The sequence below is a fragment of the Vallitalea pronyensis genome, from assembly GCF_018141445.1.
Lineage (GTDB): Bacteria > Bacillota > Clostridia > Lachnospirales > Vallitaleaceae > Vallitalea > Vallitalea pronyensis.
Genome location: NZ_CP058649.1, coordinates 2,667,459 through 2,682,825, shown reverse-complemented (window position 1 = coordinate 2,682,825; position 15,367 = coordinate 2,667,459). Strand labels below are relative to the sequence as shown.

17 protein-coding genes and 1 riboswitch are annotated in these 15,367 nt (G+C 36.5%); all 17 genes read right to left on the bottom strand.

All coding sequences use genetic code 11. From position 1 onward, the window contains the following. Nucleotide 1 precedes the first annotated feature (1 nt). Complete coding sequence (locus HZI73_RS11110; RefSeq protein WP_212698297.1) at nt 2–715, bottom strand: RIO1 family regulatory kinase/ATPase domain-containing protein; 714 nt, start codon at nt 713–715, stop codon at nt 2–4. A 49-nt stretch (nt 716–764) separates the two neighbouring features. Continuing rightward, nucleotides 765–1,502, bottom strand: a complete 738-nt coding sequence (locus tag HZI73_RS11105; protein WP_212698296.1) for an energy-coupling factor transporter transmembrane component T family protein — start codon at nt 1,500–1,502, stop codon at nt 765–767. Further along, nucleotides 1,480–2,151 carry an energy-coupling factor ABC transporter ATP-binding protein gene (locus HZI73_RS11100; protein WP_212698295.1) on the bottom strand — a complete coding sequence of 224 codons (672 nt, stop codon included), beginning with the start codon at nt 2,149–2,151 and terminating at the stop codon, nt 1,480–1,482. The genes HZI73_RS11105 and HZI73_RS11100 overlap by 23 nt, the downstream gene beginning before the upstream one ends. Continuing rightward, nucleotides 2,148–2,834: an ABC transporter ATP-binding protein gene (locus HZI73_RS11095; protein WP_212698294.1), complete on the bottom strand. Its 687-nt coding sequence runs from the start codon at nt 2,832–2,834 to the stop codon at nt 2,148–2,150. The genes HZI73_RS11100 and HZI73_RS11095 overlap by 4 nt, the downstream gene beginning before the upstream one ends. 176 nt (nt 2,835–3,010) lie before the next feature. After that, entirely contained in the window at nt 3,011–3,562 is a 552-nt protein-coding gene (locus HZI73_RS11090) for an ECF transporter S component (RefSeq protein ID WP_212698293.1), read from the bottom strand. Continuing rightward, nucleotides 3,552–3,702: riboswitch (molybdenum cofactor riboswitch) on the bottom strand. (Overlaps the previous gene by 11 nt.) Nucleotides 3,703–3,803: 101 nt before the next feature. Further along, nucleotides 3,804–4,214, bottom strand: coding sequence for a hypothetical protein (locus tag HZI73_RS11085; protein ID WP_212698292.1), 411 nt, complete (start codon nt 4,212–4,214; stop codon nt 3,804–3,806). Nucleotides 4,215–4,363: 149 nt separating this feature from the next. Continuing rightward, the gene (locus HZI73_RS11080) at nt 4,364–4,882 is read right to left on the bottom strand and encodes a DUF2179 domain-containing protein (RefSeq protein ID WP_212698291.1); all 519 of its coding nucleotides are present in this window, start codon (nt 4,880–4,882) and stop codon (nt 4,364–4,366) included. A gap of 71 nt (nt 4,883–4,953) precedes the next feature. Continuing rightward, on the bottom strand, nt 4,954–5,823 hold the full coding sequence (locus HZI73_RS11075; protein WP_212698290.1) for a mechanosensitive ion channel family protein: 870 nt from the start codon (nt 5,821–5,823) through the stop codon (nt 4,954–4,956). Nucleotides 5,824–6,014: 191 nt separating this feature from the next. Continuing rightward, on the bottom strand, nt 6,015–6,569 hold the full coding sequence (locus tag HZI73_RS11070) for a hypothetical protein (RefSeq protein ID WP_212698289.1): 555 nt from the start codon (nt 6,567–6,569) through the stop codon (nt 6,015–6,017). A 104-nt stretch (nt 6,570–6,673) separates the two neighbouring features. After that, a complete protein-coding gene (locus HZI73_RS11065) occupies nt 6,674–8,404 on the bottom strand; it encodes an ABC transporter ATP-binding protein (RefSeq protein ID WP_212698288.1) in 1,731 nt (576 codons plus the stop codon). Between the two features lie 246 nt (nt 8,405–8,650). Beyond that, the gene (locus tag HZI73_RS11060; protein WP_212698287.1) at nt 8,651–9,538 is read right to left on the bottom strand and encodes an alpha/beta fold hydrolase; all 888 of its coding nucleotides are present in this window, start codon (nt 9,536–9,538) and stop codon (nt 8,651–8,653) included. Nucleotides 9,539–9,623: 85 nt separating this feature from the next. Further along, nucleotides 9,624–9,917, bottom strand: a complete 294-nt coding sequence (locus tag HZI73_RS11055) for a hypothetical protein (RefSeq protein WP_212698286.1) — start codon at nt 9,915–9,917, stop codon at nt 9,624–9,626. Continuing rightward, nucleotides 9,910–10,284, bottom strand: a complete 375-nt coding sequence (locus HZI73_RS11050) for a hypothetical protein (protein ID WP_212698285.1) — start codon at nt 10,282–10,284, stop codon at nt 9,910–9,912. The genes HZI73_RS11055 and HZI73_RS11050 overlap by 8 nt, the downstream gene beginning before the upstream one ends. A gap of 304 nt (nt 10,285–10,588) precedes the next feature. After that, a complete protein-coding gene (locus HZI73_RS11045) occupies nt 10,589–11,614 on the bottom strand; it encodes a sugar kinase (protein WP_212698284.1) in 1,026 nt (341 codons plus the stop codon). 105 nt (nt 11,615–11,719) lie between these two features. Then, nucleotides 11,720–12,373: a bifunctional 4-hydroxy-2-oxoglutarate aldolase/2-dehydro-3-deoxy-phosphogluconate aldolase gene (locus HZI73_RS11040; protein ID WP_212698283.1), complete on the bottom strand. Its 654-nt coding sequence runs from the start codon at nt 12,371–12,373 to the stop codon at nt 11,720–11,722. A 119-nt stretch (nt 12,374–12,492) separates the two neighbouring features. Beyond that, nucleotides 12,493–13,899: a glucuronate isomerase gene (gene uxaC, locus HZI73_RS11035; RefSeq protein WP_212698766.1), complete on the bottom strand. Its 1,407-nt coding sequence runs from the start codon at nt 13,897–13,899 to the stop codon at nt 12,493–12,495. Between the two features lie 71 nt (nt 13,900–13,970). Continuing rightward, nucleotides 13,971–14,984, bottom strand: coding sequence for a LacI family DNA-binding transcriptional regulator (locus tag HZI73_RS11030; protein ID WP_212698282.1), 1,014 nt, complete (start codon nt 14,982–14,984; stop codon nt 13,971–13,973). Between the last annotated feature and the right edge of the window lie 383 nt (nt 14,985–15,367).

Here is a 15,367-nt window from a genome sequence, read left to right as displayed (position 1 = left end):
ATCATCCTTTTGTCTTATTTTTTTGTGCTATATCTGTCATCATTTTTTTTATAAGCCGTTTCTTCTCACCGCCCCAACGTCGTTGATTGATTTCTATAAGCTCTTGTTCCATATGGGTCATAAGCGGTTGAAGACCATAATCACATTGATTCACCATTAAGTCTATAAGAAGCTGTGTACATGCGACTTTCCACTTGGTAAATAAAGGATCGTATGTGAGAAGATAGGCACATAAACGCCCACCATCCATTTCTCTTGTTCCTTGACAGCATTCTTCAAAATCAATGCCAAAGATTTTACCATCTTGTACTAAGAAATTTCTAAAATGACTATCACCTAAACGCATATGTTTACCTGTTGCTTTATGGGTAAGCTCATAAAAAGATTCCAGCCATTGCATCAGTTGAATAAAAGTAGCTGAAACCCTCTTGTCATCAAAGGGGCTTCTCTCCTCAATTTCCCATTGGGTCAAACAGTCCAACAAGGTGGTTGGACCAATATATGTCATACGTATACGTTTATCCCTATAGTCAATTACCTGAGGTACAGCTAACCCATGATTATACAACAAGTGAAGGTAATACACTTCTTTTTCAAAATTACGCGTATTAACCTTCATTATTTTTTCTACGTATAAGGTGTTATCCTTGATATTCTTTACTAAAGACACTTGATTTTTTCGACTTATAAATGTTTTTAACTTCCTATCTTCCACTGGGTATCACTCACTTTATATGCTTACCTACTCATGACTACATTGCCAATCAACCATCGTACAGACTTAGAAAGATGATGAACACACATGTGCTTAGACCCACGATCACATAATCCAACCTCTTCAACCTTAATACAAAATAACTGGTACGATTTTCACAAACCCTTAGACCTTTGCACGTCATAGCAATAGCCATTTTCTTGGCTTGTACAATGGTTCCTGTTAGTACAGGCGTTATCATATAGTGGTAGAGCTTTATTTTTTTGCGTATAGGCAATTGTTTAATGGCAATTCCCCTAAGTTCTATTGCCGTTAGCACATCCCGAATTTCCTGGCTTAATAAAGGTATCCATTTTAAACCAATCATGACCATAAAAGCTAACTCATAAGGTATCCTTAGTTGAATTAATCCTTGTATAAGAACTCTTACAGAGGAGGTCATAAGAATCGTCCCACACATAATCATCATGAACATTCTTAACATAACCATTATCCCTTTTATTAAGCCTATATCTGTCAATAACATGAGACTTCCTATGCGAATAAGCCCATTACCTTCATGGGAAAATATACTTTGTAGGAACACCATGGTTGCAAATAAAAAAATTAAAGATTTTAATCGCTTCATAACAAGCCATAAGGGGCTTTTCAGCCATAAACTAACAGAAAATGTGATGATACTGATACCTATTAACAATGGAAGATCCTTGATGACCACTGCTAACGTGGATAAACAGGTTACCATCCACAGCTTCGTTCTTGGGTCAATTCTCTGATTGTGTATCATGAACAATCTTCCCTTCTTCTAAGGTAACAATTCGATCTGCATGTTTCTTAACAAATGCCCAATTGTGGCTAATCAAGACCATGCCGATACCCTTTTGATGCACTTTCATTAAGTAATTGGATAATTGAATCATTCTTGTATGATCCAAACCTGCTGTTGGCTCATCTAATATGAGGAAATCAGGCTTACTGAATAAGATACTAGCAAGTGCTAAACGTTTTAGTTCCCCATGGCTTAAGGTATAGGGTGAAGCTTGTGCTTTATGTTCAAGTTGAAAAAGATGAAGTAAGGCTTGTGCATTTGCTTCACCTTCCTTTGGGTCTTTTTCTAGTAATTCATGTGCCACTAGCAGCTGTTCTCGAACACTAGTAGCTACTATATGTTTCCTAGGATTTTGAAAGAGGTAGCCGATGCGTTGTCCCACATCACTTAGCGTCATGTTTTGACTAGCTAACCCATCAATCCATACTTGTCCACTATCTGGTTTTAAAATGCCTGCTAATAACTTACCTAAGGTGGTTTTACCAGAACCATTATCTCCTACAAGAGCTGTTATACCTTTCGACCTAATGTTTATTGACACATGTTTTATGACGGGCTTATTATGGGTATAGCTGTATAGAATACGGTCTGCTCTTATATCATTCACGTACGAATCTCCTTGTCATATAATGTCCCATCAATGAGGTGCATCACTCTATCTGTTATAGCCAAGTTCTCTTCTTGGTGGTCAACCATCATCATGGACATGCCTTTATCACTTCGTTTTCTTAGAATCTCATTCAATCGCATTTTACTAGCATGGTCAATATGTGCCATTGCTTCATCTAATAGGAGTATGGCAGGTTCCAGTACAAGTACGGATCCAAGTGCCACCAATTGCTGCTCACCTCCAGATAAGTAACTGGGATGTTGCATTCGATACTTTTCCAATCCTAATTCACCAAGAACCTCATTGACACGTTTTTTCATTTCCCTTTGGGGCACACACAAGTTCTCCAGTGGAAAGGCTAACTCATCCTCAACCGTTGAAGAAAATAATTGACTATGGGGCTCTTGAAAAACCATACCGATAAGGGCTACTCTTTCTTGTGGGGTCCTATCAGCCATTGATTGTTCAAGAATGTTCACTGAACCTGTCATGTTTCCGCCTATCATGTAGGGTATAATGCCCTTCATTACATAGCACAGTGTGCTTTTACCGCCACCACTAGGCCCCCTTATACCCACAATTTCACCTTGATTCAAATGAAAGTTTATATGATGCAATGTATCTTTTTCCTGACCTTTATACCGATAATTCAGGTTATCGATTTCAACAGCTTTTCGCATATTTTATCGGTCCTTCTGACCATCTCTTCCAATCTAAAACCATGATAATACCAACGATTAAAATCAGTGCACCCATCATTATGAGTATGTATTTTTTCATTTTTTTCCTCCTTATATGTTTGATGGAAACCATGAAACTAGTCCAACACCCTTGTTTATGTAGAATATCTTATATTTTATGCATTTTGTATGTTTCCTAACTTTTTAATGCTTTTAATAACTTGGTAAGCTAAAATACCGCCTAACCCTCCTGATAAAGTAGCTGTACTAAGGGTCAATATAAGAGGAATTAAAGGTAAATTAAAAAATAGTAAGTTGGATAAAAATGTACCCGTAAGGTTAGCTACAATTCCCCCTAAAAAACATGCCCATGCACTGGTACCCTGGCTTTTCGTGATGCCAAAGAGAAGATCCATCATAAGCCCTGGCATGGTATATGTAACAATACTCATGACACCATGAGAACCATATATACCCGTTATCATGACCATGATACCTTGGGTTAGCGCTATGAGGGTAGCCGTACCAGGCTTCTTAATAAGACCTGCTCCAATCACTATCCATATAAGATATAGACCACCTGCCAATGCTCCTCCAGGAATAAACAATGGACCTGCCACAATCTGAACCACTACTTTGATATAAGGTTTAACAGCAATACCCAGAGCAGCCATCATAGCAATAAGCATTAATTCGAAGATATGAAATCGCCTTAGAAATTTTTTCATCTTCCCTCCTTTCCACACCGGGAGGCATACTCGTTTCCAAATACACCCTATGAAGAAAAGGCTATGTCATTAGCCTTGTCTTCGACGACTAATTTCCCTTAGTTGCCCTTAGGAAAACAAGTTCGGAGTTCGTCTCTTCTTATGTGTTTATTATAATCTATATCCGAAACTTATGTCAATGTCATCCATTCTAGATTATTTTCTTAATTTTCTCTCTTAAACTGTGGGTAGTGGTAGACGCTTAGTCAAATAATAACTCTTCATCATAATATTTAGCTTTCCCCATAGGTGTAAATACCATCACATAAGCCAAATCAGCATCTGCAAAACGAGCATCTATAAATGGCTTCATCCTTAAGAAAATAGCTTTTGCTACATTTTGCAACGTTGGATTAAAGCGAGTTTTTGCTACAGGCATGGGAGGGTTCTTTGGATTGGAACGCCAGTAAGCTAATGTACGCTCGTCCCAAAATCTTCCCACAAGTTCTCTAAACATATGTTGTACCGTATACATGTTAGCAAAAAAACTTTCATTACCATCTTGTCCGACCAATCCTAGATCAACACGGATAATGGAATTAGTTGATAAACCGTCTTTTACCATATATCGCGCAATATTAACGCCATTATTCACATTAAGAAGCATCTTCATATCTTGCCACCTCCCTTCTTGATATTCATACAACTTAGACAGCTTGTACACTATTAATATATGAATACCCCATAAGGTTGGTGAATACGACAAAAGACCTTTTATCCACATCCACCATAAATGGTTCATTGGATTAAAGGCCTCTATACTTATTTTCTCAATATACCATATCCGCCATAGATAGGTTTAATCTCACTAACTGTAATAACGACATTTTCTTGACAAGCTCTTACAATGTTTATAAATTCTTTTGTTCTCTTACGTTGCACATGAGAAATCATAACAAAACGATTAAAATTCATACCTTCACCATTGATAACTGTTACAGCAAAACCATGCTCACGAATGTTGCTTGCTAATGCTTGACCATGTTCCTCTTTCACAATTAATTCAACCCTTGTGGTGCCTATCCCTATTTTTTCTTCCACTAGCGAACCAATATAATTCCCTACTGAAAAACCAATGGCATAAATAAATATTTTAATAGGGTCCTCTGTAATATCTTTTAACACAGTGGATATCAATAATACCCATATGATTACTTCAAAAAAACCAATGATAGCACCCTTTACTCTTTCACCTTTGGTTATAAGCACTATTCTTGTTGTTGCCAAAGTTACTTCTAATATTTTTACAATCAGTATTAATACATATAACACTCGTTTCACGTTCCTTCCCAATTTGTAAAATCCTCGTTATTGTATATCATTAAGATTTACCCGTTGATTATTAGTCGTCTTTAATCCTGTGTAACTCTTAATGTTGTATAAGCCAGTTGAATATCTTCTTCTTTTGCAAAAGCTTGTAGAATATCTTGCCACATATCGTTAATCGTATTTCGTCTTCTGCGTGGTTTACATAAATAACGTACAGTTAATTGTATACCACTGTCTTTCACATCGGTATACACAATGGGGGTTAAGTTTTTATAATGAATCAAATATCGTCTTTTCGCTTGATGCACCATTTTAGTAGCTTCATTGGATAAATGTAACGCATGACGATTACTGATATCCGTTAATATGTTTTTTGCCTTCTCCCAATGACTTTCAAAGGTAATCAAAACTTTTATTTCATTCCAAATATATTTGAAGCCTTTATCATAATTAGTTAAAGTATGCAAAAAGATATAATGGTTTGGTATAATAAGGATACGACCAGTACTCTGCTCACCATTTTCAACGTTTGATACTTCCATCAAACTGAATTGAAACATCCGAATGTCTATCACATCACCACTTTGTCCATTAATACTTATCCGGTCGCTTACTTTGAATGGTTTCCGAATAATAAGAAATACCCATGCCGCAATATTAGCAAATAAATCTTTTAAAGCAATAGCTAATCCAGCAGAAAGAAGACCAAAATATGTGGTTAAACTCGTTGTAGAATCTGACCATAAAAAAATACCAAATATTATAAAAACAGAACTAAAAAAATAGTACACTCTTTTTTTCATTTTATAATACTTACTGTTTTCCTCTATTGTCGAATAAAGAATACGATTAATGACTCGAATAATTAACATGATGATAACAAGCCCAATAATGGTCCATAAAATTTTAATGACGAAAAGGTTATTTTCTAAATATGCTAAAATGGAGTCCATATCATCCTCCTATTCCCCATAAGCTTTTTTTTCATTCTTGATAATGATAGTGCATTATCATGAGAAACTTATGGACATATATCTTATAACTAGTGTACTTACAGACGACTCATTAGTCAATATTATCTTTATATAATATCCATTAAAATAGAAAGACATGATACAGGCTTCTATACCATGTCTTTCTATGATTATGTTTGTTTTAGCTTAAATCGTTTTACCATTAAAACAATCACACCTACTACCACAAGTATGGTGCTTATGCCGACGGATAAAGCTTTTAACCGTGTCCATATATCTGCCATCTGGGCAACCCGTTCCAGACGTTCTGGGTAATGGGTCAATAATCTGTAGATATTCCAATTCTCAAAAAAATCAAATACTGGAGCCACCCAGCCAATTAAACCGATTAACCAAGGATGCTTCATACGCTGAAACAATCCAGTGGCTAACCATGTAAGGGTAACAAAATAAAATAACCCGTATGTAATGGGAAATAATAGATCAATGGGTATAATATACTTTAGATTAAAAGCTCTTCCCTCTTCTCCTAGACCCTCTAACACATCATAAGCTTTTTCAACGGAATAACCACCCATCTCTAAATCTAGAATGTTCTGCCCGCCTGTAATCTCCATTAACTTTGCAACACCTATATCCGAAAAACTAATCATATAGTAGACAATACCAACTAGGATACCTGCCATTAAGATGTACTTTGGCGACATTGACCTCTTTGAAACCATTGTTTTATCTCCTCTCTTAGGACATCTAAAAAAAGATAGTGCCGTCATACTGCACTATCTTCATTATATAATATTGTGTATAGAACTACCAGTAAATTCCAATGCTATTTTGTTTCCAGTTGATATGTTTCCCATAATGTCTGAAAGCAGCCTTCTCTTCTGACTAATTCTTGAAAAGAGCCTCTATCGACAATGGAGCCTTCGTTCATAACCAATACTTCGTCAAATAGCTCTAAGAGATGTAAGCGATGAATACTACAAATAATACACCTATCCCTATAAGCCTTCATGATATGTGTCATCATATGTGCCTCATTCACCACATCCACATTACTGGTTATTTCGTCCAGAAGCAATATGCGCTTATTTTGGGCAAAATAGAGCCCTCTAGCTAAAGCTAATCGCTGCTTTTGTCCACCTGACAGATTAATACCTTTTTCTTTGATAGAGGTATGGATACCATCTGGAAGGTCCTTAATGACTTGGTCTAATGCTGCAATAACCATCACTTCTTCCAGTACGTGTTGGTCCACATCCAAACCAAATGTTATATTGTGAAGGACTGTATCATCAAATATTTCCGATTCTTGACTGATTAATCCCATGTCATGATGGATAGCGTTAAGATTTGTGTACTTTTTATCATCCACCCATATGGCCGTTGCATCTGCTTCATAAAGAGATGCCAAAAGGTGTAATATGGTACTTTTACCTGAACCACTAGAGCCAACAATAGCAATCTTCTTACCAGCTTCTAGTGTGACATCATGCCATGTGATGTTGGAGCCTTCTGCCCCATATTGAAATGCAATATGTTCAATACGTATACTATGCCAAGGTCCCAGCTTTTCATTAGCGTTATAGCTTTCATAAGAAGGTTCATCTAAAATAATGTCCGTTGAAGCAATAGCTGTTTTCCAGTTAAGTGTATCATAGAAATTACTCACCAACTCAAATATGCTATGACTCATTTCTCTAAAGTAAGTAATTAACATCACCAGATTACCAATCAGAAAAGCTTCACCAGAAGATGTTTGAGACAGTAAATAAAAGACAATCACAACAACCTCTGTCAGTATACCACCGAATGCAATAAGAAAACATCTTGGTTGATTAATGCGAAACTCACGCATTTGCTGGATATAGTATTCTTCATACATGTGATTTAATTGTTTATCGGTTTGTTTTTTTAGTTTAAGGGTAATGATGGTTACGACATTCATGGCATAATCTGTTAATTTTGCAGCTAAGCCATGATAGTATTCATGGATATCTCCCAGAATACCTTCTATCCTTTTATTCATCTTCATAATAATGGTTAAGTTGATGCTTATTAAGGAAACCGTTATAATGGTTATGCCCATGTTCATTCGTGTAAATACCAAAATAGGTACAATAGATGATAAAATTAAATCCATGTATTTACTTTGATTAACAGAGAAATCCTTGAGGGCTTCACCACCACCTTTTATACGGTTCACAATGTCGCCAGAATGATGGTCACTATGCCATTGCATGGATAACGAACACAGCTTTAAATAAAGACGATGATTAAATCGCTTCTGGTTTCTAAGAGCTGTTGTGACTTCAAAGTAGCGTCCTGTATGATGGCATATCTGAAAAGTAAAAAATCCTAAAACATAGATACCTAACCACCTGTATACAGGTCCTAAATGATTAATTCCTTGTTCCTGTAACACATTAATAGCCATACCAAAAGCAAATGGCTGTAACAACTTGCCGCCAATGGATAACACATGTAAGCCATAACATATGATTAATCGATAGCGGTCTGATTCTGCATACTTCCACACTTTTTTCAATAGATATAACATAGTCCACTCTCCTATATTCTGTATAATGATATCTTTTCTATCATCGAAAAAATATAGGGGGACCTCTTGGTTCCCATGGATACCTGGCATATGTTCTATCTACATGTCAAAGTTACAACCCATCTAATTTTCCTCTCATGGACACTCTCCTTTCACTTACATCTCCAAGACGTATGGTTCTATTATTATCTTAGCATATTAAGATGGCCCGAACAACTGGGACCTTATTAATACTTCAAGGCTATTTTAATCACCTAATAAGTACTGTATAATTTCAGCATTAACGCGTTCAGGCTGTTCGTGATTAATACCATGCCCAGCACCTTTAATCACTTTATATTTAAATTGCCCATCATCTAATGCCTTTACAAATTCTCTTTTACGGTCCAGTTTATAATGACCCATTAAGAAATACAACTTATCTCGTACGGCCATCCCCTTCTCTTTATGGTACTTTTCTATGGTGTGTACAAACATGGCTTTCTGATTATGCCTTTTCATGACCATGATCATATGATCCACAACTTCAGGACAATTGTTTATAAAATTGGATTCTGGCGAACTTAATTTCTTTAAAATAGCAATCATGTTCTTTCTATTTGGTAATAGAATTTGTGGAAACATAATGAATATGGTCTTCAACATGTTTTTGATAGGATTGCCGATTAGCATACCACCTTCAAGGCAAACCACCCTATTAACCTTCTTACTTTCATAGGTTAAGTAATTATAAGCCATATAGGCACCATTGGATATACCTAAAATATTAAAGTGGCTTATTTGCAATTGGCTGACCACTTCATTAATCCATTCTACTTGATTAAATGTAGCTTTTGTAAACTGTTCATTGGGTATACTTTTCCCAGGACCTCCAAGCGTATCAACCGAGATACAGTAAAAGTATTTGGACAGTTCCCCAATGTTCAAAATCCACATCACTGCTGAGTTATCACCAACACCATGAAACATTAACAACGGGGGATTCGTTTTATCACCTGATAAAATACAATGTGTTGTGCCGAACTGGGTCACCAAATCTACCTCGTCATAATCAACACCCCACAAACCAAGTAGATGGTCGTAGGAAGCTAAGACTTCTTCTCTCTTCTTATCACTTTTAAAAACATTAATCATAAGTAAGTTCCTTCTCCTTATATGTACGTGATTAAATATTCTTCATGATGGTCTTCATTTTATTGCTATCCCAAACACTTCTGCATTATCCATTGTTTTTTGTTACATACTTTTTTATACCTACTGCTAAAAAAACGTAGGATACGACATGGCATATTGTAGCGATCATACCCATGATTGAAACAACTCTACTTATGAATATATCGTCTGATATGGTGGGGTACATAATGATATCTTGTAAGAGATTAAGCAATTTTCCAACCATACTGATAGCAAAATAATAAAGCATGTATTTGGTTAGAAAAAATTCATTTCTTTTTTTCCAAGCTACATAGGTTCCTATGGCGTAAACCAATAAATATAATATCGTCTTAATCATAGCGTTCACCTTCAGTTATAACTGTTTCCTTGTGCTTGTATATGTTGATAATAAGTAGCACATTTATCAATAAAACCAAGGGCGTAAACATATAATCACTCATAATTTTATTAATGCTGATGATTATTTTAACCATATGGTAATATTGCTGAACGTCACTTAACATGCCCAGCGCTACCAAATAATCCAGTATAAACGTTATAATACTATATGGAATGACTACCATATAAAATGCCTTCAAACTTCGAATTATTTTATTTTGGTTCTTAATTTTTCTCAACATGTACCCGCCAAAAAATATAAGCATTAATACCAATATATTATAATTAAGTAGTAATGCATATTGGGTATATTCTTTAGGTATCATTCATCACACTCCTTATCTGCTAAAGTCAATTCTAAGATGTTTGTCTTATCCATCATTACAAAAAAAATAAAGTTTTTCTATTTAAATGTTTCTTTCCCTACCTTAATTAAGAAGCTTACATCAACATTTACATTCCCTACATATTTTTATTTAATATTAACAGATAATTAAATGATAAGCAATAAATAGAATGTTTTACATTATCAAAAAAATATATGCCTACCCCGATAATTAGGTAAGCATATATTTTTTTTGGAACTATATTTATATGTTTAATATGTTTAGCATAATTAAAATGTGACGCTTAACGCTGCACTCTTCCAGAAGCATCACCGTTAATCAATGTTTCTACTTCATCAGCGGTTACGTGGTTGGCATCCCCTTTAATGGTATGCTTAAGAGCGGATGCTCCAACAGCAAATTCAAGGGCGTATTTAAAATCATCACTGGATAATAAACCGTAAATTAAGCCGCCTGCGAAGGAATCGCCGCCACCTACACGGTCAACAATGCGCACATCATACTTCTTAGAACGGTAGAACTCGTTACCATCATAGATAAGTGCTGACCAGCCATTATCCGAAGCAGAGTAGCTTTCTCTAAGTGTTGTCACTACATATTTAAAATCAAATGTTTCTTTCATTTGTTTGAAGATTGTTTTGTAACCATCCAGTTCAAGAGAACCTTTTGTCACATCTGTTTCACCTGGTTTGAATCCTAATACTTTTTCTGCATCTTCTTCATTTCCAATACAAACATCCACGTATGCCATAAGTTTTGTCATGACTTCTTTTGCTTCTGCTGGTGTCCATAATTTCTTACGGTAATTTAGGTCTACACTAACCGTTACCCCATGCTTTTTAGCCGCAATAAGGGCTTTCTCCGTTAGTACAGCTGCCTTTTTACTAATGGCCGGTGTGATACCTGAAAAATGGAACCACTCCGCATCTGCAAAGATAGCATCAAAGTCAAAATCTTCAAGGTCTGCTTCTGCAATAGCCGAATGAGCACGGTCATAAACAACCTTAGATGGCCGCATGGATGCACCTGTTTCAAGATAATAGATCCCTATACGGTCACCGCCTCTTGCTATGTAATCTGTTGCCACGCCATATCTTCTAAGGTGATTGACTGCGCTCTGACCGATTGGATTATCTGGAAGCTTGGATACAAAGTGTGCATCAAAACCATAGTTGGCAAGGGATACAGCCACATTAGCTTCTCCTCCGCCATAGACAATATCAAAACGTTCCGCTTGTGTAAATCTGTCATATCCTTCTGTGGAAAGACGCAGCATAATTTCACCCATTGTTACTACTTTTTTACCCATCGTGTTTTCTTCCTTTCTCACTATTAATTTCAAACATCTATAAGGCAGGAATCCTTATAAGCCGTTTATCTTCCTCCTGCCACATGGTTCAGTTCAATCCATACGCTACTGCTTTAAGTTAGCTCTTGCCTGCTTTACAGCATCCACAAATTTCTTAGCAGTCTCCGTAACTAGTTCATAGTCACCTGTTTTAGCACCTTTTGTTAAAACACTACCTGTTCCAACTGCTACAGCACCTGCTTCAATCCACTCATGAACATTATCCAGACTTACACCACCTGTTGGCATATAATTTCCTTGAGGCATGGGGCCTTTGAACGCTTTAATAATGGATGGACCAAAAGCATTTCCTGGGAATACTTTTAATACTTCCACCCCTGCTTCAAGAGCCTTAAGGGCTTCTGCTGGTGTCATGATCCCTGGCATAATCGGTACACGGTATCTGTTGCATAGTTTTACCGTATCCAAATTAAGGCTTGAACTCACAATGTATTTTGCTCCTGCTAAGATACAAGCACGAGCCGTCTCTGGGTCCAGTACGGTACCTGCTCCGATAATGACATCTTCGTCTTTGTACAATTGTGTAAGTTCTTTAATAATATCCACTGCACCTGGCACGGTCATGGTAATCTCAAGGGCTTTTATACCACCTTTTTTAACCGCTTCAATGATTTTCATACCTTCTTCTTTGGATTCAGCACGGATAACAGCAACAACACCGCTATCAACAATGTCCATAATGGTTTTCATTCTTTTCATTTCCAAAATCCTCCCTTATTTTTTTGTAGGTTAAGCCATATAGCAATGCAACCATTACTATGTGGTTTACTTATTCATTCATCTTATGCGTTATCTAAAACGCATACATTAATGTCTATTTAACATTCAATATCAAAATAATGTCGTGCGTTGTTAAACGATATATTCTGTACAATCTCACCTAGTCGCTGCATATCCGCTGGATATTCGCCATCCTCAACCCATGTCCCTATCAGGTTACACATAATCCTTCTAAAGTATTCGTGACGTGTATAGGATAAGAAACTTCTTGAGTCTGTCAACATACCAATGAAATTGCTTAACATCCCTAGATTACCTAAGTCTGTCATCTGACGTATCATACCCTCTTTTTGGTCGATGAACCACCAGCCTGACCCAAACTGTATCTTACCTTTAGCATCTGCGCTTTGGAAGCATCCCATAAGGGTAGCTAATACATAGTTATCACGGGGATTAAGGTTGTATAGGATTGTTTTAGGCAATTCATGTGTTTTTTCAAGTGAATCCAATAACTTTGCAAGTCCTTCCCCAATCTTATAATCGCCAACGGCATCAAAGCCTGTATCCGGTCCAATTAAAGACATCATACGGGAATTATTATTACGCATACAACCCATATGTAATTGCATGGCCCAATCACGCTTCGCATAATGTTGCCCAAAAAATGTAAGAAGATAACTTCCATACTTAACAGCTTCTTCTCGACTAATGGAGCCATGGGCTAATCTTTTCTTGAATACGACATCCACTTCATCTATTGTAGCTTCTTCATATATGACACTTCCAAAACCATGATCCGCTAATCGGCACCCTACTTGATGGAAATAATCCATACGTTCTTCAAGAGCTTTTAGTAAGGCTTCCATATTCTTGATACCATAACCAGCCACTTTTCCCAATTGTTCTATCCAAGTCAGGAAGGTATCTTTCTCAATATCCACACATTTATCTGGTCTGAAAGTTGGTAACACGGTTACATCAAAATCTTTATCTGCTTTAATCATCTTGTGGTAACCAAGGTCATCAATGGGGTCATCCGTTGTACAGATGACTTTAACATGTGAATTTTTAATTAATCCTTTTGCACTGAACCCATCTTCTTGCAGCTTTTTATTGCAAATGTCATAGATTGCTTCAGCTGTTTCCGTTGTTAAAGGCTTATCGATACCAAAATAGCGGTATAATTCAAGATGTGCCCAATGGTATAACGGATTACCAATGGCATACTGAATGGTTTCTGCCCATTTCATGAATTTCTCTTTATCCGACCCATCACCTGTTATATACTTTTCTTCTATGCCGTGACTCCTCATAGCCCGCCACTTGTAGTGATCACCACCTAACCACACTTCCGTAATACTGGCATATGTCTTATCTTCTGCAATTTCCTTTGGACTTAAATGGCAGTGATAATCGTAGATTGGCATAGCCTCAGCATAATCATGAAAAAGTGTCTTTGCTGTTTCATTATGGAGCAAAAAATCTTTGCCTAAAAACGTCTTCACCATCTTTGTTCTCCTTTATCATTATTTTGTACACGTGTGCAATTTTGTGTACAGCATTTAGTCATTACTATCTATCTTATTGGAACCACGGACTGGCGTATTTTTAATTTGCAATCCACTTTTGTATAGGATACTTCTTGATGATCTTTTTGATCCAGTAAATCAAATAAAACCATTGTGCCACTGGAAGCAATTCTTCCAATCTCTCGCCGTACAGTTGTCAATTCAGGGGTATTATACTTACACATCTCAATATCATCAAACCCTACGATGGATATATCGTCAGGGACTTTTAGCCCTCTTTCAACAATGGCTTTTATAGCACCAAATGCCATCTCATCATTGGAACAGAACATAGCTGTAGGTAATGCAGAGGTATTGGCATCCAGTATTTGATTCATGGCTGCATAGCCGCTATTCACATCAAATGCACCACTGGCTATGAATGCCTGATGAATAGGGATTCCTGCATCTTCCATGGCCATCTTATAGCCTTCATAACGATTACGACTATTCAAGAAGCCTTGTTTACCTTTGATTAAACCAATTTTCTGATGTCCTTGATGAATCAGGTACGTTACTGCTTGATATGCACCTACACGGTCATCTGAATAGACACATGTTGTTCCAGGTATGTCTACTTTCCGGTTAAGAACCACCACAGGCAGATTCAATGCACCAATGTACTTTATAAAGGCATCGTCTTCTTTTTTCTGACTCACCACAAGAATACCGTCGTAATGCTTAGAATTGACCATACTATAGTTGCCATCTAAATCATCAATGGCTTTCATCACCAGATTATAGTTTCTTTCTTTCATCAAACGATTAACACCTTTAATGGAACTAAAAAAGAAAGAAGCACTGGTTCCTTCAAATGCCGATAGAAAAACACCAATGTTGTATGACTTATCAAGCTTTAGACTCTTAGCACTATAGTTAGGTGTGTAGTGATGGTCCTGAGCAATCTTCTTAATACGTTCCTTTGTCTTATCACTTATAAGAGGACTGTCATTTAATGCTCTCGATACTGTTGCATGGGACACACCAGCTAATTTAGCAATGTCTTTTATGGTCATACTCATGGCTAATCTTCCTTTCCACAACATTTTATCACAAAATGTACACGTGTGCAACAAAAAAGAAAAGCCTAAGCTTTTCTTCATCCCTTAATTATTTATACAATCTTCTACCCTATCATTTGTTGGCACACTTTGGAATAACGTATGTGCGTGTTAAATTTCTTGTTTCGTAAGTACTACTTTGAGTCTGGTTTTCCTTATAAGCAAGGTAAACTTCTACTCTTCCTGTCTCTTCAAATAAGTGCCATAATGTATTATTTAGCATTTTTTACTACCCCCTAATTATACATTTTATTATAATTATAGGGTGTCCTGTATAACATTTTTTATACTACGTAAATATGCCCATGGTTTGTGTGATATTTTACCCTTGACAAATAAATTCT

Bases quoted from the DNA above. Each gene is read 5' to 3' on its own strand.
- HZI73_RS11105 (WP_212698296.1), bottom strand. From the start codon at position 1,502: ATGATACACAATCAGAGAATTGACCCAAGAACGAAGCTGTGGATGGTA.
- HZI73_RS11095 (WP_212698294.1), bottom strand. From the start codon at position 2,834: ATGCGAAAAGCTGTTGAAATCGATAACCTGAATTATCGGTATAAAGGT.
- HZI73_RS11090 (WP_212698293.1), bottom strand. From the start codon at position 3,562: ATGAAAAAATTTCTAAGGCGATTTCATATCTTCGAATTAATGCTTATT.
- HZI73_RS11085 (WP_212698292.1), bottom strand. From the start codon at position 4,214: ATGAAGATGCTTCTTAATGTGAATAATGGCGTTAATATTGCGCGATAT.
- HZI73_RS11075 (WP_212698290.1), bottom strand. From the start codon at position 5,823: ATGGACTCCATTTTAGCATATTTAGAAAATAACCTTTTCGTCATTAAA.
- HZI73_RS11070 (WP_212698289.1), bottom strand. From the start codon at position 6,569: ATGGTTTCAAAGAGGTCAATGTCGCCAAAGTACATCTTAATGGCAGGT.
- HZI73_RS11065 (WP_212698288.1), bottom strand. From the start codon at position 8,404: ATGTTATATCTATTGAAAAAAGTGTGGAAGTATGCAGAATCAGACCGC.
- HZI73_RS11060 (WP_212698287.1), bottom strand. From the start codon at position 9,538: ATGATTAATGTTTTTAAAAGTGATAAGAAGAGAGAAGAAGTCTTAGCT.
- HZI73_RS11055 (WP_212698286.1), bottom strand. From the start codon at position 9,917: ATGATTAAGACGATATTATATTTATTGGTTTACGCCATAGGAACCTAT.
- HZI73_RS11050 (WP_212698285.1), bottom strand. From the start codon at position 10,284: ATGATACCTAAAGAATATACCCAATATGCATTACTACTTAATTATAAT.
- HZI73_RS11045 (WP_212698284.1), bottom strand. From the start codon at position 11,614: ATGGGTAAAAAAGTAGTAACAATGGGTGAAATTATGCTGCGTCTTTCC.
- HZI73_RS11040 (WP_212698283.1), bottom strand. From the start codon at position 12,373: ATGAAAAGAATGAAAACCATTATGGACATTGTTGATAGCGGTGTTGTT.
- HZI73_RS11030 (WP_212698282.1), bottom strand. From the start codon at position 14,984: ATGAGTATGACCATAAAAGACATTGCTAAATTAGCTGGTGTGTCCCAT.